Source organism: Nocardia sp. CWNU-33 (genome assembly GCF_046764895.1).
Lineage (GTDB): Bacteria > Actinomycetota > Actinomycetes > Mycobacteriales > Mycobacteriaceae > Nocardia.
In genome coordinates this window covers 63,333-85,774 of the sequence record NZ_JBKOQN010000012.1, presented here as the reverse complement: position 1 = coordinate 85,774, position 22,442 = coordinate 63,333, and the positions used below count along the sequence as shown (strand labels likewise).

19 protein-coding genes are annotated in these 22,442 nt (G+C 67.1%); 3 read left to right on the top strand and 16 right to left on the bottom strand.

All coding sequences use genetic code 11. The features are described 5' to 3' along the window. Window position 1: 1 nt before the first annotated feature. Window positions 2-856, top strand: coding sequence for a response regulator transcription factor (locus tag ACLMAL_RS18565; protein WP_412000207.1), 855 nt, complete (start codon window positions 2-4; stop codon window positions 854-856). A 112-nt stretch (window positions 857-968) separates the two neighbouring features. Here ACLMAL_RS18565 and trmD read toward each other — a convergent pair whose 3' ends face one another. From trmD to ftsY, 13 genes are all read right to left on the bottom strand, one after another. Continuing rightward, window positions 969-1,652, bottom strand: a complete 684-nt coding sequence (trmD, locus tag ACLMAL_RS18560; RefSeq protein WP_412000206.1) for a tRNA (guanosine(37)-N1)-methyltransferase TrmD — start codon at window positions 1,650-1,652, stop codon at window positions 969-971. A 72-nt stretch (window positions 1,653-1,724) separates the two neighbouring features. Beyond that, window positions 1,725-2,249 (bottom strand): ribosome maturation factor RimM, encoded by a 525-nt coding sequence (gene rimM, locus ACLMAL_RS18555; RefSeq protein WP_412000205.1) that lies wholly within the window; start codon window positions 2,247-2,249, stop codon window positions 1,725-1,727. Continuing rightward, window positions 2,250-2,492 (bottom strand): RNA-binding protein, encoded by a 243-nt coding sequence (locus ACLMAL_RS18550; protein WP_163822793.1) that lies wholly within the window; start codon window positions 2,490-2,492, stop codon window positions 2,250-2,252. Continuing rightward, window positions 2,492-2,926, bottom strand: a complete 435-nt coding sequence (rpsP, locus tag ACLMAL_RS18545) for a 30S ribosomal protein S16 (RefSeq protein ID WP_366527328.1) — start codon at window positions 2,924-2,926, stop codon at window positions 2,492-2,494. Before rpsP ends, ACLMAL_RS18550 begins: the two co-directional genes overlap by 1 nt. 409 nt (window positions 2,927-3,335) lie before the next feature. Then, a complete protein-coding gene (locus ACLMAL_RS18540; RefSeq protein ID WP_412000310.1) occupies window positions 3,336-4,028 on the bottom strand; it encodes a class I SAM-dependent methyltransferase in 693 nt (230 codons plus the stop codon). Between the two features lie 229 nt (window positions 4,029-4,257). Beyond that, window positions 4,258-5,241: an LLM class F420-dependent oxidoreductase gene (locus ACLMAL_RS18535; RefSeq protein ID WP_412000309.1), complete on the bottom strand. Its 984-nt coding sequence runs from the start codon at window positions 5,239-5,241 to the stop codon at window positions 4,258-4,260. Window positions 5,242-5,486: 245 nt separating this feature from the next. Continuing rightward, on the bottom strand, window positions 5,487-6,581 hold the full coding sequence (locus tag ACLMAL_RS18530) for an amidohydrolase family protein (RefSeq protein WP_412000204.1): 1,095 nt from the start codon (window positions 6,579-6,581) through the stop codon (window positions 5,487-5,489). Between the two features lie 226 nt (window positions 6,582-6,807). Next, window positions 6,808-8,382 carry a signal recognition particle protein gene (gene ffh / locus ACLMAL_RS18525; RefSeq protein WP_328404020.1) on the bottom strand — a complete coding sequence of 525 codons (1,575 nt, stop codon included), beginning with the start codon at window positions 8,380-8,382 and terminating at the stop codon, window positions 6,808-6,810. A 120-nt stretch (window positions 8,383-8,502) separates the two neighbouring features. Next, window positions 8,503-8,817 (bottom strand): hypothetical protein, encoded by a 315-nt coding sequence (locus tag ACLMAL_RS18520; RefSeq protein ID WP_406231542.1) that lies wholly within the window; start codon window positions 8,815-8,817, stop codon window positions 8,503-8,505. A 118-nt stretch (window positions 8,818-8,935) separates the two neighbouring features. After that, window positions 8,936-11,383, bottom strand: coding sequence for a [protein-PII] uridylyltransferase (locus ACLMAL_RS18515; RefSeq protein ID WP_412000203.1), 2,448 nt, complete (start codon window positions 11,381-11,383; stop codon window positions 8,936-8,938). 88 nt (window positions 11,384-11,471) lie between these two features. Further along, complete coding sequence (locus ACLMAL_RS18510) at window positions 11,472-11,810, bottom strand: P-II family nitrogen regulator (protein ID WP_040780799.1); 339 nt, start codon at window positions 11,808-11,810, stop codon at window positions 11,472-11,474. Window positions 11,811-11,815: 5 nt separating this feature from the next. Beyond that, window positions 11,816-13,195, bottom strand: coding sequence for an ammonium transporter (locus ACLMAL_RS18505; protein WP_412000202.1), 1,380 nt, complete (start codon window positions 13,193-13,195; stop codon window positions 11,816-11,818). 257 nt (window positions 13,196-13,452) lie between these two features. Beyond that, window positions 13,453-14,976: a signal recognition particle-docking protein FtsY gene (gene ftsY / locus ACLMAL_RS18500; protein ID WP_412000201.1), complete on the bottom strand. Its 1,524-nt coding sequence runs from the start codon at window positions 14,974-14,976 to the stop codon at window positions 13,453-13,455. Between the two features lie 110 nt (window positions 14,977-15,086). Here ftsY and ACLMAL_RS18495 point away from each other — a divergent pair, with 110 nt between their 5' ends. Beyond that, window positions 15,087-15,476 (top strand): DUF2237 family protein, encoded by a 390-nt coding sequence (locus ACLMAL_RS18495; RefSeq protein ID WP_328404030.1) that lies wholly within the window; start codon window positions 15,087-15,089, stop codon window positions 15,474-15,476. Window positions 15,477-15,779: 303 nt separating this feature from the next. On the opposite strand, the gene ACLMAL_RS18490 is transcribed toward ACLMAL_RS18495, so the two are convergent. After that, entirely contained in the window at window positions 15,780-16,580 is an 801-nt protein-coding gene (locus ACLMAL_RS18490) for a TetR/AcrR family transcriptional regulator (protein WP_412000200.1), read from the bottom strand. Window positions 16,581-16,698: 118 nt separating this feature from the next. Here ACLMAL_RS18490 and ACLMAL_RS18485 point away from each other — a divergent pair, with 118 nt between their 5' ends. Then, entirely contained in the window at window positions 16,699-17,616 is a 918-nt protein-coding gene (locus tag ACLMAL_RS18485) for an NmrA family NAD(P)-binding protein (RefSeq protein ID WP_412000199.1), read from the top strand. Window positions 17,617-17,871: 255 nt separating this feature from the next. Here ACLMAL_RS18485 and ACLMAL_RS18480 read toward each other — a convergent pair whose 3' ends face one another. Continuing rightward, a complete protein-coding gene (locus tag ACLMAL_RS18480) occupies window positions 17,872-18,678 on the bottom strand; it encodes a hypothetical protein (protein ID WP_412000198.1) in 807 nt (268 codons plus the stop codon). A gap of 87 nt (window positions 18,679-18,765) precedes the next feature. Beyond that, window positions 18,766-22,377 carry a chromosome segregation protein SMC gene (gene smc, locus ACLMAL_RS18475; RefSeq protein ID WP_412000197.1) on the bottom strand — a complete coding sequence of 1,204 codons (3,612 nt, stop codon included), beginning with the start codon at window positions 22,375-22,377 and terminating at the stop codon, window positions 18,766-18,768. Window positions 22,378-22,442: the final 65 nt, after the last annotated feature.

The window sequence follows — 22,442 nt, the reverse complement described above, 5'->3', positions numbered from 1 at the left end:
TTTGACCCACACCACCCCCCTGCTGCGCCCACGCGACGGTGACGCATTGCGCGCCGAAATCCGCTGGGTGGCGAACAAGGCCGGGGTCCCGGTGGTGTTCGGCGGCGAGGTGCACAACGACGCACTGTTGTTGACGGAGTTCGTCGGCACCATGACCAACGGGCTGCGCGGACTGTCGGTACTACGTACCTCCGGCCTCGGCGGTCGGGTCATGGACATGCGGCGACCAGCGTCGGTCGCCGATTACCGCAACGCGTCCTCGATCACCCATCACTACGACGCGCCGGTCTCGGGCGAGCACATCCGCTCCGTTGTCGCGGTCCCGGTGGTCGTGGACGACCACTCCCGCGCAGTCATCTACGCCGCCAATCGCGGTGGCTCACCGCTCGGTGACCGCACCGCCGATCTCGTGGTCGAGGCCGGTCGGCGGCTCGCCGCCGAGATCGCCATCCGCGACGAGGTGGATCGGCGCATCCGACTGCTCGAGCTGGCCGCGCCGACCCTGGACACCGCACCCGCGGTCACCGAGGAATTGCGCGATATCCATGCCGAACTGCGCGGCATGGCGCGCACGGCCGAGGACGAGAAGCTGCGCACGCGTCTGCACGATGTGTGCGAACGGCTGACCCGCGTCATGACCGGGGCACCGACGTCGGATGCGCCGCGACTATCGCGCCGTGAACTGGACGTGCTTTCTCAGATCGCACTCGGTTGCACCAATCAGGAAGCCGCACAACGCCTTTCCCTCGGCCCCGAAACGGTGAAGAGCTACCTGCGCAATGCGATGAGCAAGCTCGATACCCATTCACGGCACGAGGCCGTCGTAATCGCCCGCCGCCATGGTCTGCTGCCGTAGATCGACCGGGCGCACCGATCGCCGGTGACCGACCCCGATCACCTGCACCGGCGCGGTAGTCGACCTGTTGCCGGGTCGACGCACCGACACCGCGGCAGCAAGGGGCGCGAAATCAGTCCGGCGGCAACAGATCCGGGCGCCGCGCGCGAGTTCGTTCGAGTGACTGCTCATGGCGCCACGCCGCAACCTTGGCGTGGTCGCCGGACAGCAGGATCGGCGGGACTTCCAGTCCGCGCCAGCTCACCGGGCGGGTGTAGCTCGGGCCTTCCAGGAGTCCGTCGGAGAACGAATCCTCTTGGTGTGATTGCTGATTGCCCAGAACGCCGGGCAGCAGACGCACGACCGCCTCGGTCATGACGAGGACGGCGGCCTCGCCGCCGATCAGGACGTAGTCGCCGATGCTGACCTCCTCGACGCGCACCCGGCGGGCCGCGTCATCGAAGACGCGTTGGTCGATGCCTTCATAACGGCCACAGGCGAAGACGAGGTGCTGCTCGGTGGCCCAGCGCTGCGCGGTCGCCTGAGTGAACGGGACACCGGCGGGAGTAGGCACGACCAGCAGCGCGTCGTCGGGGCAGACCTCGTCCAGGGCGTCGCCCCAGATGGTCGGCTTCATGACCATGCCGGGCCCACCGCCGTAGGGGGAATCGTCGACGGACTTGTGCACGTCGTGCGTCCAGCGGCGCAGATCGTGCACACCGAGGGAGATCAGGCCCTTGTCGATCGCCTTGCCGAGCAATGCGGTGCGCAACGGCTCCAGATACTCCGGAAAGATCGTGACGACATCGAGTTTCATGCTGACCCCACGGCACGGGAGTTTCCACACCGCGGCGGCATGAGCACTGGGTGACTGTGTCTCATCCCGCCTTCATTCCGGATCGAGGAGACCTTCGGGTGGATCGATGACGACGAGACCGTCGGCCAGCGACACCGTGGGCACGATGGCATTGACGAACGGGATCAGGATCTCCCTGCCGTCTTCGGCGGCGCGCACCGAAAGCAGTTCTCCCGCAGCGGAATGCAGCACCTCGGTGACCTTGCCGACGACGGTGCCGTCGGTGAGCTGGACGGTCAGCCCCTCCAGCTCGTGGTCGTAGTACTCGTCCGGATCCTCCGACGGCGGCAGGTCGGCGCTGTCGACGAAGAACAGCGTGCCGCGCAGCGCGTCGGCGGCGGTGCGGTCGGCGACCCCGGCGACATGCACGAGAAGCCGGCCCGAATGCTCTCGGGCCGACTCCACGGTGAAGTCACGGACTTCTTTGGATCGCGCCGAGCGGCCACGCAGTGTGGTGCCCGGCGCGAAACGTGCCTCGGGTTCGTCGGTGCGAACCTCGACGACGAGTTCGCCACGCACACCGTGCGACTTGGCGACCCGCCCTACGACGAGTTCCATCTAGGCGTCGGTGTCGACCACGTCGACCCGGATACCCCGCCCGCCGATACCGGCGACAAGGGTGCGCAGCGCGGTTGCGGTACGACCACCGCGCCCGATCACCTTGCCGAGATCCTCGGGATGGACATGCACCTCGACGGTGCGTCCGCGACGGCCGGTGATCAGCTCGACACGGACGTCATCGGGATTGGCGACAATGCCGCGAACCAGATGTTCGACGGCATCGGCGACGACTGCACTCATTACTCGGCGGCCTCGGTGGCGGGCGCCTCAGCGGCCTCGTCCTTCTTGGCGGCCTTCTTCTTGGGGGTGACGGCGTCGGCGACCGGCTCGTTGTCGGCAGCGGCCAGCGCGGCGTTGAACAGGTCCAGCTTGGAGGTCTTCGGAGCCTTGACCTTCAGCGTGCCCTCGGCGCCGGGCAGGCCCTTGAACTTCTGCCAGTCACCGGTGATCTCCAGCAGACGCTGCACGGCCTCGGTCGGCTGCGCGCCGACACCGAGCCAGTACTGCACGCGCTCGGAGTCGATCTCGATCAGCGACGGCTCTTCCTTCGGGTGGTACTTGCCGACGTTCTCGATGGCGCGACCGTCACGACGGGTGCGGGCGTCCGCGATGACCACGCGGTACTGCGGGTTGCGGATCTTGCCGAGGCGGGTGAGCTTGATGCGAACAGCCATGTGCTGATTGCCTTTCATAGTGTGGTCACGGCGCAATTCAGCGACCCGCATGGTCTGCGAGCCCGGTTTTGCGCATGGAGTGTGTGACCGCCGCGCGGCACGTAACCGGAGACGGGCTGACACTGTCCAGGAAGGACGGTGGTCCATTGTGCCAGACACCCCCACCTCCCCCGAAATCGCCTCCCGAGCCCCGACACCGCGGTGGGCGGCACGTGGTGGGCAGCCGGTCTCGGCGTTTGCCGCAGCCAGGTGCCGCTCACGGGCGGTTCAGTGGGTTCGGTAGCGGAGGAGGACGACGCCGGAGCGGAAGGGACGGGCTGCTACGCGGCGGAGGTCTGCTATCCCCGCATCTTCCGGCTTCCCGTTCGGCACTACGTCTGCGAACGTAGACACAGCCGGCCGCCGGAATTCATCGCTGGGTCACCTGGGGGGCGGTGGCGGTGACAGCGCGTGTGGACATCCACGGCCCGCCCCACCACATCCGCCAGCCGAGCGGCACGACACCGACCCCCACCGCACCGAGGTCGGTGAGTACCGCCGCGTATTCGCGGGCCTTGGCGATGTCGGCGATAACGAGGCGGCCACCGGGGCGCAGGACTCTGAACGCCTCGCGAACCGCGGCGGCGCGGCCTGCGGCGGTTTTGATGTTGTGGATGGCCAGGCTGGAGACCACCACGTCGAAGTCACCGTCCGCGAACGGCAGCTCGGTCATGTCACCGGTGTGCAGCTGGACGCGATCGGCAACACCTTCGGCTGCCGCGTTCCATTCGGTGGTGGCCGCGCTGTTCCCGGACTGATCGACCAATCGCCACAGGTCGACGCCGACGGCATGACCGTCGGGCAGTCGGCGGGCCCCGGCGAGCAGCACCGCGCCGCGGCCGCAGCCCATATCGAGCAGCAACTCGTCACCACGTAGGTCGAGCTCGTCGAGCAGCCGATCCCAGACCTGGAATTTGCCGCGCCGAGTCGCGTGCAGATACAGCGCGAATTGCGCGGCCATCGCGGCGGTGATCAGCAGCCAGACCCAGATCCAGCCCACATGCTGGGCGTATCCGACAACGACCGTCGTGACGGCGTACACACCCGCGATCGCGGCCAGCATGAACAACACAAACGGCGCATCGACACCGTAGGACGCCCGCTTCACCGCCACCGACCAATCCTTTCGAGGCACAGCACCAGTGATGACCCGAGGGTTTCGCGGCGACGATCCTCGGGATGGCGAGCACCTGCAACACACCACATCGTCACGCGCCGAGGGTATTCCCGCGACGCGCTCGTCGGCCGTCGTTCGCACCGATCGGCGCGTCGGCCGCCCGGTGGCGAAGTGGTCAGTCGACCAGTGGCGCCAAGGTGCGCCCGGCGAGAGCGACCGCGCCGGGCTCGTGGCCGTTGGTGACCATATTGACAATGAGTCCCTGGACACCGTGATCGAGCACCCTCGATTGCAGTTGTTCGGCGACTTCGGCTGGTGTGCCTACGAATTGGCGGTCGGCGGGAGTTTGCCTGCGCTCCTGCTCGGAGAGGGTCGATAGGTCGACACCCATCCCGCGCATCATGTCCTGCTGCTGTTTGCGCACCCGATCGCCGTCCTCATCGATCATCAGGAAGCACAGGTAGCTGACTTCCAATGTCTTCGGGTCACGTCCGATTTCGGTGCAGCGTTCGTGCAATGCCGCAATCTTGCGGGGCAACTCGGAGGCATTGCAGATGATGTTGAGGTGATCGGCGTAGCGAGCGGCGAGACCGAAGGTCTTCTTCTCACCGCCGCCACCGAGCAGGATCGGCAGATCGTCGCGAATCCTCGGCTCGTTCATGGCCTTCTCGGTGTGATACCACCTGCCCTCGAAGGTCGGGTGTTCGCCGCGCAGCATCGGGTGGATGATCTGCAGCGCTTCATCGAGCCGCTCGAAACGTTCGGTGAAGGTACCGAATTCGAAACCGTAGGACTGGTGCTCGAGCTCGAACCAACCCGCGCCGATCCCGAGCACCGCCCGCCCACCGCTCACGACGTCGAGCGTCGTGACGGTCTTCGCGAGCAGCGCAGGATTGCGATAGGTGTTGCCGGTGACCAACGCCGACAACTGAATTCGCTCGGTCGCCGTGGCCAGCGCACCCAGCGCGGTGTAGGACTCGAGCATCGGCGCATCCGGCGCGCCGAGACCGGGGAGCTGATAGAAGTGGTCCATCACGAAGACGGTGTCGAAGCCCGCTGCTTCGGCCTCCCTGGCCTGCGCGATAACGGTCGGGAACAACTCCCGCACCGACCGACCATAACTGAAGTTGGGCATCTGATAACCGAGGCGAATGGTCACATCGATCGACCCTACGCCCTCGACCTCTCGTTTTCCGGTTGATCGCCCGACCGCGGCCGCATCGAAGCCCGCCCTTGCCACCACCGTCCGGGCCGCCACGAGAGACTCCGTTGGAACGCAAACCCAGCAAAGCGCCGACCTGGCGGGACGCTCCGACCTGGCGGGACGTACTAATCCGTCGGACCGCACCAACTCGGTGAGAACGCGGATTGGGCGCTGGGTTGCGACCTACCTCGGGTCGACGTTCAACGATGTCCGGTCACTGGATTCCGGGTCTTCACGACCCGTCCACGCAGGACCACTGCGTAGGGCTCGGTGAGGGCAGCCGGGGTGACGCGAGGGTCGTCCGGATAGACAACAAAGTCCGCGGGCGCACCGTGCTCGATGCCGGGGCGGCGCAGCCACGCACGCGCATTCCAGGAGGCGGCGCCGAGGGCATCGTGGGTGGAGAGCCCGGCCCCGGACAGGGCCGCGATTTCGTCGGCGATGCGGCCGTGCCGGATGGAACCGCCCGCGTCGGTGCCCGCGAAGATCGGAACGCCCGCATCGTGCGCATTGGCGACGGTGGTGCGGACGCGGCGGTGGAGATCGCGCATGTGGGCGGCATAGGTAGGGAATTTGGCCGCGTTGTCGGCGATCTCCGGGAAGGTGTCGATGTTGACGAGGGTGGGGACGAGGGCGGTGCCGTGCTCGACCATCAGCGCGATGGTGTCGTCGGTGAGGCCGGTGCCGTGTTCGAGGCAGTCGATGCCCGCATTGATCAGGCCGGGCAGAGCGTCCTCGCCGAAGACATGTGCGGTGACGCGGGCGCCGTTGGCGTGCGCGGCATCGATGGCTTCCTTCAGGATGGCGTCGCTCCACAGTGGCCGCAGGTCGCCGACGGAGCGATCGATCCAGTCGCCGACGATCTTCACCCAACCGTCACCGAATCGGGCCTGCTCGGCGATGATCTCGGGCAGGTCGCGCTCGTCGTCGAGTTCGATGCCGAGTTCACGGACGTAGCGGCGCGGGCGGGCGATGTGGCGACCCGCTCGGATGATCCGCGGCAAGTCCTCGTGGTCGTCGATGAAATGGGTGTCGATCGGCGACCCGGCATCGCGCAGCAGCAGCGCACCGACATCGCGTTCGGTCTCGGCCTGCGCGATCGCGCCGTCCCGGTCCTCCTCTCCCCCGCCGTACCGGATACCGACGTGGCAGTGCGCGTCGACCAGCCCCGGCACGATCCATCCTGAGCCGCACAGTGTTTCGGCACCGGGCACCGGTTCGAACGACACCAGCCCGTCGCGCACCCACAGATCGCGCACCACATCATCGGGGAGAACCACACCTCGCAGATGCACAGCTACCTCCTGGACGTCGCCGGCTGCCTCCAACCTACTGTCCAGGCCCCAGGACAGTCACCCTCGAGCGAGGGGACTCTTTCTGCGTACAGTCCGGTCGGGTGTACGTCGAGCCCACCCTCGCAAGGCAGCCACCGCAGTGCAGCAGTGCGGTCGAGCACCCCGAAACAGCAGTGCGCCGCACGCGAAATCGCATGCGGCGCACCAAGACCTGCAGCCTGGTTGCCTACTTCTTGGGGAACTTGAGCTGCGAAAGGTCGATGCCCTCCAGGCCCGGAGGCAGCTGGTCGAGTCCGGCGGGCATGCCCGACAGATCCGGCATCCCGGGTGGCATGCCGGGCATTCCCGGCATGCCTGCGGGCAGGCCGGGGAAACCGCCGCGCATCTTCGGCGGCGTCGGTCCGCGGCCGCCCTTCTTGCCCTTTTTGCCCTTCTTGGCATTGGCGCGCCGCGCTCCGGGCATGCCCATCTGACGGCCCATCGCGGCCATCATCTTCCTGGCCTCGAAGAAACGGTCGACGAGCTGGTTGACCTCGGAGACCTGGACACCCGAGCCGTTGGCGATGCGCAGTCTGCGGGAGGCGTTGATGATCTTCGGGTTGTCCCGCTCGGCGGGGGTCATGCCACGGATGATCGCCTGGACCCGGTCGAGCTGCTTGTCGTCGATCTGGGCCAGCGCGTCCTTCATCTGGCCCGCGCCCGGCAGCATCCCGAGCAGGTTGCCGATAGGACCCATCTTGCGGATGGCCAGCATCTGGTCGAGGAAGTCCTCGAGGGTCAGCTCACCGCTGCCGATCTTGCGGGCGGCGTCTTCGGCCTGCTGCGCGTCGTAGACCTGCTCGGCCTGCTCGATCAGGGTGAGCACATCGCCCATACCGAGGATGCGGCTGGCCATCCGGTCGGGATGGAAAACGTCGAAGTCTTCGAGCTTCTCACCGGTGGAGGCGAACATGATCGGCGCGCCGGTCACATTGCGCACCGACAGTGCCGCACCACCGCGGGCGTCGCCGTCGAGCTTGGTGAGCACGACGCCGGTGAAGCCGACGCCGTCGCGGAAGGCCTCCGCCGTATTGACCGCGTCCTGGCCGATCATGGCGTCGAGCACGAACAGCGTCTCGTCCGGCTGCACCGCGTCCCGGATACCTGCCGCCTGCGCCATCAGCTCGGCATCGATACCGAGACGGCCCGCGGTGTCGACGATGACGACGTCGTACTGCTTGCTGCGCGCCTCCGCGATACCGGACTCGGCCACCGCCACAGGATCGGCGGCCGAGACACCGAGCGCGTTCTCGCCGCCCCCGATCGAGGTGCCGGGGTGTGGCGCGAACACGGGCACGCCCGCACGCTCGCCGACCACCTGCAACTGGGTGACAGCGCCGGGGCGCTGTAGGTCGCAGGCCACCAGCAACGGCTGATGCCCTTGGCCCTTCAGCCATTTCGCGAGCTTGCCCGCAAGGGTCGTCTTACCGGCACCCTGCAGACCGGCGAGCATGATCACCGTCGGCGGATTCTTGGCGAGGGTCAGCCGGCGGGTCTCACCGCCGAGGATGCCGACGAGCTCCTCGTTGACGATCTTGACGACCTGCTGCGCGGGATTGAGCGCCGCGGACACCTCAGCGCCCTTGGCCCGTTCCTTGATCTTCGCGATGAAACCGCGAACGACGGGCAGCGCGACGTCCGCTTCGAGCAGAGCAAGACGGATCTCGCGAGCGGTGGCGTCGATGTCGGCCGGTGACAGACGCCCCTTACCGCGAAGATCCTTGAGGGCACCGGTAAGCCGGTCGGACAGGGATTCGAACACCGATCGCGCTCCTGATCTCGAGGGACGTCACTTTGGTATCCCAGGGTAATGGGGCCGCCCACGTGTTCGCGCAGGCGGTGTGTCCTTCGAGGTAGAAGAGCTCTGCTATTCGAGGAACGGTTATTCGAGAGTACGGCGCCGCGGTTTGGCCGTCTTGCGATAGTCGTGATTCTCGATGGCCACCATGTAGACCGCCTCGCGGGCCGTCAGACCCAGGTCGAGGGCCAGATCGTCGAGCATGGCCCATGCGGCGTCGGTCGGCTCGTCGTGCGCCTCGACCGTGGTGGCAATCGTCATCGCGGTCACCGCCTGCTGGCCGGTGAGCGTCCGGCCGGGCAGCCAGGAGACGACCCACCGGTCGCCGCCGACACACCGTGCCATGTGCGTGGTCTCGTCACTCGTCATCATCGACGCTGAAACGACTTCAATTGCCACCGACCTGCTCCCCTCATGCTCGTGACAGCCAGACGCTCTGATATTAGGGCTCAGCAACCGCCCCGCATACAACTTCCAGCAAATCGCGCGCAACAGTTTAGTTATTCGGTCGATCGTGTCAGGAGCCGCTCCCGGAACCAGGCGGACCAACGCCCTCGGGCGGCTTCGGCGCAGGCCGGGGAACGACGCCCATGATGGCCTTTTCGATGGCTTCGCGACGGCCGGGACCATCATCGGGGCCGAGGTCGAGGCAGAAGGCATCAACCACCGCGGAACCCATCGTGACCACCTTTGCCCAGCGTACCTCGGCCCCGCAACCGGACAGCGCGGCGGCCAGCCGGCTCAGCAGGCCGATCCGGTCCTCGGCACGCAACTCGAGGATTACCTGGCCAGGCGCCGAAGTCTCCGACCAGATCAGCCGCGGTTGGGCCTGCGCGTACCGGCTCGGGCCCACTCCAGTGGCTTCGCGTTCCCGTTTGGCAAGCAGCGCAGGCAAGTCGAGATCGCCCGCAATGGCGCGGATCAGCTCCTGCCGCAACAGCCCCGCATCCGGCGGGTCACCGAACTTGGGCGACACCACGAAAGTGTTGACGGCCGAAGCACCTTCACCGCCGAGAGCCGCCGAGAGCACCCGCAGCGAGTGCAACGCCAGCACACCGGCGGCATCCGAAAGCAGGCCGGAAGCGTCGGGCGCGATGACAGTAACGGTGTAGGTGTATTTGCCCTCGCCTGGCCGCAGATCGACGTGCACCCCGCCCGCCGCGGCCTTGGCGAGCAGCTCCGACGCGATCGGCTCTGGTGTCGGCAGCTGTTCACCCGCCATGACGAGGCGGCAGCGGCGAACGAGTTCGCCGATCAGCGAGGCCTTCCAGTCACCCCAGACACCGGGTCCGGTGGCCAGCGAGTCGGCCTCGGCAAGGGTGTGCAGCAGCTCGAGCAGCTGCACATCACCACCGAGCGCATCGACAACGAACTGCACCGTGTCCGGATCGGCGAGATCGCGGCGGGTCGCGGTGTCGGGCAACAGCAGGTGGTTACGCACGATGGCGCTGAGTGTCCGCACGTCGGAGGGCCACAGGCCCAGCCTGCGGCCGATGTGGGTGGCCAGTTCGGCGCCGACGACACTGTGATCGCCTGCGCGGCCCTTGCCGATGTCGTGCAGCAGCGCACCGAGCAAAAGCAGGTCGGGGCGAGCAACCCTGGTGCTGAGCGCGCTCGAGTAGGCGACCGTCTCCATCAGGTGTCGATCGACGGTCCAGGTGTGCATGGCGTCGCGCGGCGGCAGGTCGCGCACGGCACCCCATTCGGGAAGTAGCCTGCCCCACAAGCCCGTTCGGTCCAGCGCCTCGATCGCGTCGATGACACCACGCCCAGTGCCCAGCAGGACGAGCAGGTCGTTGAGCGCGTCCTTGGGCCATGGCTCGCGCAGTTCCGGCGCGTCTTCGGAGAGCCGGTTCAGCGTGGTGGCCGACATCGGCAGCATCGTCTGCGCCGAGGCCGCGGCCACCCGCAGAATGAGCCCGGGATCGCGCTGCGGCCGCGCGTCCCGGGCCAGCACGACCTCGCCCGCGTGCTCGACCACCCCCTCATCGAGTGGTCGCCGCACCGGCATCCGCCGCAATCGGGCGAGGCCGCGCCGTGGCAGCGCATTGGCGGCGGTCCGCAGCCCGACATCGACGGAGTAACTCACCGTCCGCGCGGAATCGCTCAGTGTGCGAGCAAGATCGAAGCGATCACCGATCCGCAGCGCGCCGCCGATCTCGTCGGCGTCCTGCGCACGCAGCTGGTCGCGAGCCCGACCCGCCACCCGATGCAGCTCCGTGCGAACATCCAGCAAACGACGATGCGCCTGTTCGAATCCACCACCTGGCACCTCGGGACCGAGCCCCGGCATGGCGTCGGTCAGTTGGGCGATCGACAACGCGTCGAGCAGTTGGATGTCGCGGAGGCCACCGCGGCCGTTCTTCAGGTCGGGCTCGGCACGATGCGCGATTTCGCCGCTGCGCTGCCATCTGGCTTCGGCCTGCGCGATCAATTCGTCGAACCGGGAACGGATCCCGGTCCGCCATTCGCGGCGCACCCCGCCGATGAGTAGGTTGCTCAATTCCGCGTCGCCGACAATGTGCCTGGCCTCGAGCATGCCGAGCGCGGCGATCAGATCATCGGAGGCGACCCGCAGTGCCTGCGGGACGGTCCGCACGCTGTGGTCGAGCTTGATGTGGGCGTCCCACAACGGATACCAGAGTTTATCGGCGACCTCGGCGACCCGGGCCGGGTCGACATCATCGTGCAAGAGCACCAGATCCAGGTCGGAATACGGCAGCATTTCCTTACGGCCGAGGCCGCCGACCGCCACAACGGCCAGTCCACTATCCGCGGTGATACCGAGTTCGGCGCCTTTACTCGAAAGCCAGAGTTCGAACAAGTCGACCAATGCCAGCCGCAGTGATTCGGCATCGAGTCGGGGATTGCGGGGCAGCCCGCCGTCGAGCAATTGGGTCCGAGCGCGGACCAGATCTGCCGCACCGTTGGAAACTCTTCCGTCTTTGGCGTCCTGACTAGCCACAAACCCACCGCCCATTCAATACGTGCGGCCCCGCCCCGACCGGGCAATCCGGTGGGAGCGGGGCCGCCGCTCGATTCGATTTTCCGTTTTACAGAGCGTCGGTACCGCGTTCGCCGGTCCTGACCCGGATGATCGATTCCACCGGCGTGACCCAGACCTTGCCGTCGCCGATCTTTCCGGTGCGAGAGGCCTCGACGATCACCTCGACTACCTTGTCGACCGAGGCGTCGTCCACAACGACCTCGACCCGAACCTTCGGAACGAAATCCACGGAGTACTCGGCGCCGCGGTAGACCTCGGTGTGGCCCTTCTGGCGGCCGTAGCCCTGCACCTCGCTGACGGTCATCCCGAGGACACCCGCCTGCTCGAGTCCGGTCTTGACGTCCTCGAGAGTGAACGGTTTGACAATTGCGGTGATCAGTTTCATTGTCGTCATGCCTCCTTGACGGCCGTACGTGCCGTGCCACCCACAGCAGCGAAATCGTATGCCGTTTCAGCGTGCTCGGACTCGTCCATGCCCACCGCCTCGGCTTCCTCGCTGGCGCGCAGCCCAATGGTGAACTTCACGATATAGGCAATGACCAGCGTCGCGATGAAGGAGAAGGCCAACACAACGCCCGCGCCCACCGCCTGCCGCCACAGCTGATCGAGACCGCCGCCGTAGAACAGGCCGGTCTTGGCCGCGCCGGCCTCCGGGGCGGCGACCAGGCCGATCATCAGGGTGCCGACAATGCCGCCGACCAGGTGGACACCGACCACGTCGAGCGAGTCGTCGAAGCCGAACTTGAACTTCAGGCCGACCGCCAGTGCACACAGTGCACCCGCGACCGCACCGATGATCAGCGCGCCGAGCACGTTGACCGAGGAGCAGGACGGGGTAATGGCGACCAGACCGGCCACGATGCCCGAGGCCGCGCCCAGCGAGGTGGGCTTGCCGTCGCGGAACTTCTCCACGAGCAGCCAGGCCAGCATCGCAGCACAGGTGGCGAAGGTGGTGGTGATGAAGGTGGAACCGGCGAGACCACCCGAGGTGACCGCGGAGCCCGCGTTGAAGCCGAACCAGCCGAACCACAGCAGACCGGCGCCGAGCATGACGAACGGCAGGTTGTGCGGACGGAACGGCGTGGTCGGCCAGCCCTTGCGCTTACCGAGCACGAGGACCAGCGCCAGGCCGGCCGCACCGGCATTGATGTGGACCGCGGTGCCACCGGCAAAGTCGACCGCGAGGAGTTTATTGGCAATCCAGCCGCCTTCGTGCACAACAGTGCCGTCGGCGTCCTTCACATCGAAATCGAATACCCAGTGCGCGACCGGGAAGTACACGACCGTCACCCAGATACCCGCGAACAAAAGCCAGGCACCGAACTTCAGCCGGTCAGCAACTGCACCCGAGATGAGGGCAACCGTGATGATCGCGAACATCAACTGGAACGCAACGAACACGCTCATCGGAATCGTGCCCGCGAGCGGAATGTTCACGGCCGCGGTGGTGACCGCGCCACCGGCGTCCTTGACCTCGGCAACGGCGTTGCCGCCGATCAGGCCCTTCAGTCCGAAGAACTGTGCGGGATCACCGATCACGCCGAATTTGTTGTCGCCGAAGGCCGTCGAGTATCCGTACAGCGACCACAACACGCCGACGAGCCCCATTGCGCTGATGCTCATCATGATCATGTTCAGCACGTTCTTGGAACGCACCATGCCGCCGTAGAAAAATGCCAGACCCGGCGTCATCAACAGCACGAGTGCTGAACTTGCCAGCATCCATGCGGTGTCACCGGTGTCCGGTGCACCGGTAAGGGGAAATGCCACCTTAATGTCCTCCTCATCTCGGGCCCAGCCGACTCCGGCAAATGGACCTGAACGAAAGGGTCCTCATTCGGTGTTTCATTCGCGGCGCTGTCGTGTTTCGCCAAGGTGAACGCATGACGCAGTTGTGTTGCTAACACGTTTCGCGATGCAAACCGGACGTTTTGCCCTGTTGTGAGATGCGTGTCGGAGGATCAGGACATTCGGTTACCGATGGGTAGGTCTGGCAAATCTTCCGCTCGGCCGAGTTGATTCGCCGCTCAGCCGAGCAGTGCGTCGACGAAAGCGCCCGGTTCGAAGGGAGCCAAGTCGTCGGCGCCCTCGCCGAGTCCGACCAGCTTCACCGGCACACCGAGTTCGTGCTGCACCTGGAAGACGATGCCGCCCTTGGCCGTTCCGTCCAGCTTGGTGAGCACGACACCGCTGATGTCGACCACCTCGGCGAAGACCCTTGCCTGCATCAGCCCGTTCTGCCCGACGGTGGAGTCGAGCACCAGCAACACCTCGTCGACTGCCGCCTTCTTCTCCACCACACGCTTGACCTTGCCCAGCTCGTCCATCAGGCCGGTCTTGGTGTGCAGCCGTCCCGCGGTGTCGATCATCACCACGTCGACGCCGCGGTCGATGCCCGCGCTGACCGCATCGAACGCGACCGCCGCCGGATCGGCGCCCTCGCGCCCGCGCACGGTGTCTGCGCCGACCCGCTCACCCCAGGTCTGCAACTGGTCGGCGGCCGCGGCACGGAAGGTGTCGGCGGCGCCGAGCAGTACGCGCCGGCCGTCGGCGACGAGCACTCGCGCGAGTTTGCCGGTAGTGGTGGTCTTTCCGGTGCCATTGACCCCGACGACGAGCAGGATCGACGGATGATCGTCGTGCGGCAGCACGCGGATCGAACGGTCCAGTTCCGGGCGCAGCGCCTCGATCAGCACCTCACGCAGTACAGCACGGGCTTCGTCGGTGGTGCGGACGCTGCGCGCGGCCATCTCTTCGCGCAACCGCGTGACGATCGCCGCGGTGCTCGCGGTGCCGAGATCGGCGAGCACGAGGGTGTCCTCGACCTCTTCCCACGAGTCGTCGTCGAGGTCGCCGCCACCGAGCAGGCCGAGCAGGCTCTTGCCGACGGCGTTCTGCGACCGCGACAGCCGTCCGCGCAGCCGGACGAGGCGGCCTTCGGTGGGCTCGATCTCGTCGAGGGTGGGAGCCGGGGCCGCCGGGGCGGCAGCGTCGGGCTGGGCCGTGGTTACGGCAGGCGCTGCGGTGTCGGTGGGTGCGACAGTCTCGGTCGGCGCAGTCTCGGTCGGTGCGGTCTCGGTCGGCGCCTCTACCTCAGGCGCTGCGATGGCGGTATCCGATTCGACCGATGTCGTCGCGACCACCGCAGGAGCCGAGTCGTCCTCGACGGCAGTCTGCTCGGCCGTCGCGGCCGATTCGGGCTCTAGTAGGTCGACATCGCCCTCGGGCAGCGGAACATTGGTGATGCCGCGCTTGGGCGCGTCGCGCGGAATCGCCGCATCGTCACCGACATGCGGCTGCCCGTCGGTGTCGGTGCGCTCGATCGGCACAGGTTCGGGGCGTGTCGCGGTGGCCGTGCCGCCCTGGCTGAAGTTGAAGCCGCCCGACGCCGAATAGCCCCCGGACCGATCGGTCAGTTCTTTCTCGGGGGTGGGCGGCGTCAGTGTGATGCGACGGCGTTTGTACAGGACGAATCCGGCGACAAACACCACCAGCAGCAGGGCGGCAACCGCGGCGATCAGGATCCAGGCTTCGGAACTCACGCGGACCATCCTTGCAGAACACCTGGTCTGCATTACCACGCCGCCCAGGCGCCGACACACAACCCCCGAGATTTCTTGTCCTGCGGAACTTCTCGCGAACTGACAATAGGATCGTCGACGTGACCGATCGAAACGTGCTTGGGGGGCCGCTGGAAGAGTGCGGCACCGATCCTCTCACCGGCTTCTACCGGGATGGCTGCTGCAGTACCGGGCCGGAGGATCTGGGCAGCCACACGGTGTGCACTGTCGTCACGGCCGAGTTCCTCGAACACCAGGCGTCCATCGGCAACGATCTGAGTACGCCGCGCCCGGAGAACAACTTCCCGGGCCTGCAACCCGGAGACCGGTGGTGCGTGGTGGCCGTGCGCTGGCTGCACGCCCACGAGGACGGTGTCGCCGCACCCATCGTGCTGGCCGCCACCCATGAGAACGCGCTGGAAGTGATCTCCATGGATATCCTGCGCAAATACGCCGTCGACGTGCCTGACGACGTCAGCGACCTACTCTGAGGTCCGTTGCCGTCACGCGACAATCCGAGTGCGGGCTCGGATAGTCCGTGAGCGAGCGTCCACCTCGTCGCTTTCGGCGTCCGGGACCGGCTCGAGCAGAATCTCGACGTCGCCTCACCACGCGTGTGACGAAGATCGCCGCCGACAAGTGGCCGAAACCGCATACTTCGATTGTGATGATGCACACAGCACGGTGGCAGCAGTATGACGGCGGCGAGGATCCGGCTGTCGCGGCCGACCCGGAGGGGCGGTGATGTTCGGCCATGTCGTCGCTGCGGCCGTACCGAGCGGGCTCGGAACAGGTCAGCGCGCGGCCCCGGCCCGAATCGATGCCGCGCGGGTAGCGCGTAGGCGGTGTGCCTTCTGGCGACAAGCCGGGGAGCAGTAGCGGGCCGGCCGGCCGGTGCCGGTGTGCCGCACGACCGCGTCGCAGATCGGGCACCGGGAGGCGTCGACAGTTTCGTTACGTTCCACAATTTCGTTACGACGACCCGGCTCGATGTCGAGTTTCGTTACGGGCGTTCCGGGGTGTGCGCGCATCGCGTCCAACACGAGCACAGCAGCGCGGACCAAGCTCCCCTCCGGGCGCTGATGTCGTTGGATGGCAACACATGCGGTGAAGATGTCGAGCACGTCGGCGAGGGTGATGTCGGCACGGACCGCGCCCTGCCGTTGCGCGGCGGCCAACAACGCGCCGAGTGACTGATGGAACCGCTCTCCCGCGCTGCGCACCAGGGCTTTCGGCCAGCCGTCGCCGGACTGGACCATGTCGCATAATGCCTGGCTGCCCGGGGCGCTGGAGACCACCTCGGTGCATACCGTGAAGAAGGCAGCACCCGGGTCCGGCGCGTCGATATGTTCGGCCGCCAACGTGGCGAGCCGGTCGATGCGCTGCTGCATTACCGCTTCCAGCAGATCAGTTTTCGTAGGGAAATGTCGGTACACCGTGCCCGCGCCGACCCCGGCCCTGCGTGCGACCTCGGCCAGCGACACCGCGGCGCCCTGCTCGGCGAAGGCCCGTTGCGCGGCGGCCAGCACGAGCGCGCGATTGCGTCGGGCGTCGGCCCGCGCCGCACTGCTGAGCGGTGATATCGGAGCAGACATTCGTTACGACCTTCCATTCCTGACCTGGCCAACCGGGTCGGTGCACCCGTATGGTCCGAATACGGGTCGTCCGACCCGATTCTATCGAGCAGAGTTCGATCGAGCAGAGAAGGCACGAATGTCCCCTCAGCAGTACCCCATTCTTGTCACCGGCGGCACCGGCAGCCAGGGCGGCGCCACCGCCCGTCGACTGCTGGCCGACGGCGTCCCGGTGCGTGCACTGGTGCGCGATCCCGCGGCACCCGCGGCCCGCGCCCTTGCGGACGCGGGCGCCGAACTGGTAGTCGCGGACTTCGACACTCCGAGCACGTTGAACGCCGCCGTCGCGGGCGTTCGTGGCGTATTCCTCATCCCCCCTGCGGCTTTCGGTCCGAACGGATGGAATGTCGATATGGAGGCCGAACGCGGCCTCGCGGTCGTGGACGCGGCGAAGCGCGCCAATGTCGAGCAGATCGTGTTCACCGGCGTCGCCTCGATGGGTACAGCCTCCACCTGGGGCCAAGGCGGAAAACGAGTCATCGAGGACGCCATCGCAGCCAGCGGCCTGCGATACACCCTGTTGCGACCGGTCCGGTTCATGGAGAACTACCTGCTGCGTACCTCACCGGTAGACGGCATCATCAAGGGTGTGCACAAGCACATCTTCCCTGCCTATCAGCCGCTGCAGGTGGTGGCACTGGCCGATATCGCGGCCTTCGCCGCGCTCGCTTTTGCCGACCCGGACCGCCTGCACGGCCGCACCATCGAACTGGCCAGCGACGCAGTCCCGCCCTCGAAAGCGGTTGCGCTGATCAGCGCAGCCATCGGATACCAGGTCAGCTACCACGAGCTCGACGAATCCGAGGCCGACGCCATCGGCGAACAGATCGGCAATACGTGGCGGCTGGTCCGCGAGACCGGCGGCTGGCACGCCGACCTTACCCAGCTGCGGCACATCTACCCCGAGCTGACAACCTTCGAATCCTGGCTTGCCACAACCGGAGCCGCGAAAATCAAGGCGCAGCTGGACAGCGACCAGGTGGGTTCGACGCACTGACGCCCACGCCATCGGCCGGGAGGTGGCGCAGCCGGGCTGGTGGCGCCAGCCGAAGGCCGGCCGACCGAGTCGATCGTTCGAGCGGCACGGCGGGGCGTGCGCATCGAGCAGGTTTCGGCCGGACGCGATTCGCTCCGTGGGTTGAAACCCGTCTCGTGCCTTCGGTCCTGAAGACGTTGATGTTACACGAGATATTCATCCTGACAACAGGTTTCGTGCATCACTGGGTTGCGCCCGGGCGCGGCATCGCCGGGGTCAGCCGCTGATGTCGTTGATGCAGAAACCCTCCGGACCGATGTTCAGCGTGAAGACCGTGGCCTGGGTGACGCCGGACGAATTCGTCACCGGCACCGATACCTCGACGTCGGTGATGCCCGTCGACCTCGAGGTCAGCTGGTTGTCGGCGAATGCGGTGGTGCCCGTGAGCCTTCCCGGGTTGGCGGCCTGCACCGACCCCGGGCAGACCAGCGGGTACTTGCCCTCGGTGTCGTCCGGATGCACCGGCTTGCCGATCCATCGGGACAGGTAGCGCTGGACGGCGTAGCGGGCGTCGCCTTCGTTGAGGCTGGTATCGGACCCGGTCGGAGCCACTCTCGGGCACGCGTACCCAGAGGCGACCTCGCTGCGCTTCACGCTGACCGTCTCGGTCGGCCCCTTCCAGATGATCGCGAACTGGCCGTCGATGCCGGGTTGCGCAATCGCGGCGAGGATCCCGTCCTTGTCGGCGTACATGTCCCTGGCATTCTTCGGGTCGATGGTCCAGCACTTGCCGACCAGCCGGCCGACATCACCGGCGACCAGGTCCCGCGCCCACGGTTGCAGCGCCGTCGCGGCGTTCGCGTTGCCGGGGACCTCACCGATCGGCACATTCGAGGTCGGGGCCGACGGAGCAGTGCCCGCTGTCGAACTCGATTGCGACAGTGCAGATGTCGCCGTCCCCGGCGCATGCGACGTCGTCGCCGAGTGGCCCGCTTGCTGATCGTCCGAGCTGCAGCCGGTCAGCAAGACGCACCCGACGATGGCCGCGAGGCCACCCATTTCCCACCCGCGGCTGTTGATCATGAGCACGACGATAGCGATAAAACATCCCAGGACAGCAGCTTTCGACCTGGACGTCCCACCGGCGGCACAATTGTCCGATTCTTCGGGCTAGCCCGCCGGTGCCAGGTTCTCCCGGCTCAATCGCTGGCTGATCACCTGGGTGATGCCGTCGCCGCGCATGCTGACGCCGTAGAGGGCATCGGCGATTTCCATGGTCGGCTTCTGGTGGGTGATGACGATCAGCTGGCTCTTCTCGCGCAGCTGCTCGAACAAACCGATCAGCCGGCGCAAGTTGGTGTCGTCGAGCGCCGCCTCGACCTCGTCCATCACGTAGAAGGGTGAGGGGCGGGCCCGGAAAATGGCCACCAGCAGGGCGACTGCGGTCAGCGACTTCTCGCCACCGGACAGCAGCGAGAGGCGCTTGACCTTCTTGCCGGGCGGGCGGGCCTCCACTTCGATGCCGGTGGTGAGCATGTCCGAAGGATCCGTGAGCAGCAGCCTGCCCTCGCCGCCCGGGAACAGCTTGGCGAACACACCGACGAATTCCCGTTCGACGTCCTCCCACGCCTCGGTGAAGACCTGCAGGATGCGGGCATCCACCTCAGCGACCACATCGAGCAGGTCCTTGCGGGCGCTCTTGACGTCTTCGAGCTGTGTGGACAGGAAGTTGTAGCGCTCCTCCAGCGCCGCGAACTCCTCGAGCGCAAGGGGATTCACCTTGCCGAGGGTGGTGAGGTCCTTCTCGGCGCGTTTGGCACGGCGCTCCTGGGTCTGCCGATCGTATGGCATGGGCGCGGGCGCGGAGACCTGCTCACCGCGTTCCTTGGCCTGCTCGTATTCCAGCCATTCCAGATCCGACGGCGGCGTCGGCACATCGGGGCCGTACTCGGCGACCAGGTCGTTCAGCGCGATGCCGAACTGTTCGGAGATTGTCGCCTCGATCTGTTCGATACGCAAGGCCGCCTGCGCTTTTGCCACCTCGTCGCGGTGCACCGCGTCGGTGAGCTGAGCCAGCTGGGTCGTGAGGGCGCGGGAGCGCTCCTTCACCTGATCGACCTGCGCGGCGCATTCGGTGCGCCGTCGCACCAGATCGTCACGGCGCGTGGCGGCCTCGGCGACCACGATCTCCAGTTCGGCGGCGATACGGGCGCCGGATTCAGCGACGGCGGCCGCCACTTCGGCAGCCTTGCGCCGTGCTGCGTGGGCGCGTTCGGCGCGTTCGCGGGCCTCGCGCTCGGCACGGGCGGCTCGACGCAGCGAGTCCGCTTTACCGCGAACCGATTCCGCGCGTTCCTCCGCGGTGCGCACCGCAAGCCGTGCCTCGACCTCCATCGAGCGGGCCTCGGCCAGCGCGGCGGCGGCTTCCTCGCGGTCCCGGCCCGCGGATTCGGTGCCTGCCGCGCCGATGCCGTCGGCGTCGATGTCTGCGTGCTCGAGTTCGGCGTTGCGCAGCCTGGTCTCGAGGTCGGCGAGCGAGGCAAGCGATTCCTCGCGACTGGCCTCGGTGTCGGCCCGCTGGCCGGTCAGCTTTTCGAAGTCGGTCTGTGCGATGCGCGCGACCTGCCCGAGCCTGCCGAGCCGGTCGTAGATCGCCACCAGGGCTTGATCGGATTCGTGCAGCGCGAGCAGCGCGTGGTCGACGGCGTCCTTGCGATCGGTTTGTTCGGCGAGCGCGCCCGACAGCGCGGCTTCCAATTCCTCCGCGCGGCGCTGGGCGGCGACGAGGTCGGCCTTGGCTGCGTCGATATCGGCCTGGATCTCCAGCTGGCTCGGCGCACGATCGGATCCGCCGAGCACCCAACCCGTTCCCGTGAGGTCGCCGTCGCGGGTGACCACCCGCAACTCCGGCCGGATCGCCAGCAGTTCGACAGCGGCGGCCAGGTCATCGACTACCGCGACACCGGCGGTCAACGCCACGATGGCACCACGCACGGTGTCCGGGCCGTCCACGACATCCGACAGCCAACGGGCACCGCCTGGCAGCGCGCCGCGCTGCGCGATCGAGACATCGGTCGCGCCGAATACCAGCGCGGCGCGACCGCCGTCGGCTTCTTTCAACGCCCGCACCGCTGCATGCGCGCTGGCACCGGTATCGGCCGCCACCGCATCGGCGAGCGGACCGAGCGTTGCCGCAACTGCGGCCTCGAATCCGCCGTGCACCCGGATCAAGCCCGACAACGGACCGAGCAGACCTTCGGCACGATGCTCGACCAGCCAGGCCGCGCCGTCACGGCGGGCAAGACCCATGCCGAGCGCTTCGATGCGGGCACTGAGGGAGGCGACCCGTTTGGTTGCGTCGCGGTCCTGTTCGCGCAGTTCGGCGACGCGCTGATCGGCCAGCGTCAGCGCCTGCACCGCATGCTCATGCTGCGCGTCCAGACCCGCCTCACCCGCGTCGAGTTCACTGAGTTCACCCTGCACCGTGTCGTATTCGGCCTGCGCGGCATCCCCGCGAAACCTGGCTTCGGTGATCGCTACCGAGAGCCTGGCGATCTCCGCGTCCACCGATTGTGCCCTGGTCCGCAGGGTGTCGACCTGTCCGGACAGCCTGGCCAGACCCTCGCGCCGATCGGCGATGGCCCGTACCGCAGCCAAGTGCGCCTGCTCGGCGGCCTTGGCAGCCTGCTCGCGTTCGCCGAGCTGGTCACGTGCGGCCTCCAATGTCTCGACCGCGATCTCCACCGCCTCACGCAGCTCGGCCTCCTCGGCCTCCACCCGCTGTGCCTCGGCTTCGAGCTGATCGGGGTCGCGACCGGTACCGACCGGGGTTTCGGTGTCCAGGTGACGGGCCCGGTCGCCTGCGATGCGGATGGTGGCGTTCACCCGCTCGGCCAGCGCGGAAAGCTGGAACCAGATCTGACCTGCGGCCTCGGCGCTCGGCGTCAGCCGGGAGAGCTGGAATTCCTGCTGCGCCAGTGCGGCGTTCGCGGCATCGAGTTCGGTTTGCACAGTGATGTGCTGCTCACGCGCGTAAGCCTCTTTGCTCTGCTGACTTTCCAGCTCGCCGCGCCTGGTGACCAGGTCGTCTGCGGCAAGGCGCAGTCGTGCGTCGCGCAGATCTGCCTGCACGGTCTGCGCGCGCCGCGCCACCTCGGCCTGCCTGCCGAGCGGCTTGAGCTGGCGGCGCAGTTCGGTGGTGAGGTCGGTGAGCCTGGCGAGGTTGGCCTGCATCGCCTCCAGCTTGCGGACCGCCTTCTCCTTGCGCTTGCGATGCTTGAGCACGCCTGCAGCCTCTTCGATGAAGGCACGACGGTCCTCGGGGCGCGATTCCAGGATGGCCGAGAGCTGGCCCTGCCCGACGATCACGTGCATTTCCCGACCGATACCGGAGTCGCTGAGCAGTTCCTGCACGTCCATCAAGCGGCAGGAGCTGCCGTTGATCTCGTATTCGCCCGCACCGTCGCGGAACATGCGGCGAGTGATGGACACCTCGGCATAGTCGATCGGCAGCGCACCGTCGGAATTGTCGATGGTCAGTGTGACCTCGGCGCGGCCGAGCGGCGCGCGGCCGGAGGTGCCCGCGAAGATGACATCCTGCATTTTGCCGCCGCGCAGTGCCTTCGCGCCCTGCTCCCCCATCACCCAGGTGAGCGCGTCGACGACATTGGACTTGCCCGAGCCGTTCGGGCCGACCACACAGGTGATGCCCGGCTCGAAGCGCAGCGTCGTCGCGGACGCGAAGGACTTGAAGCCCTTCAACGTCAGGCTCTTCAGGTGCAAGTTCGACGACCCTTCCGTGCGGTGGCCGGAGATTCGGACTGGTCGCCCAGCCCTGCGGAGCGACC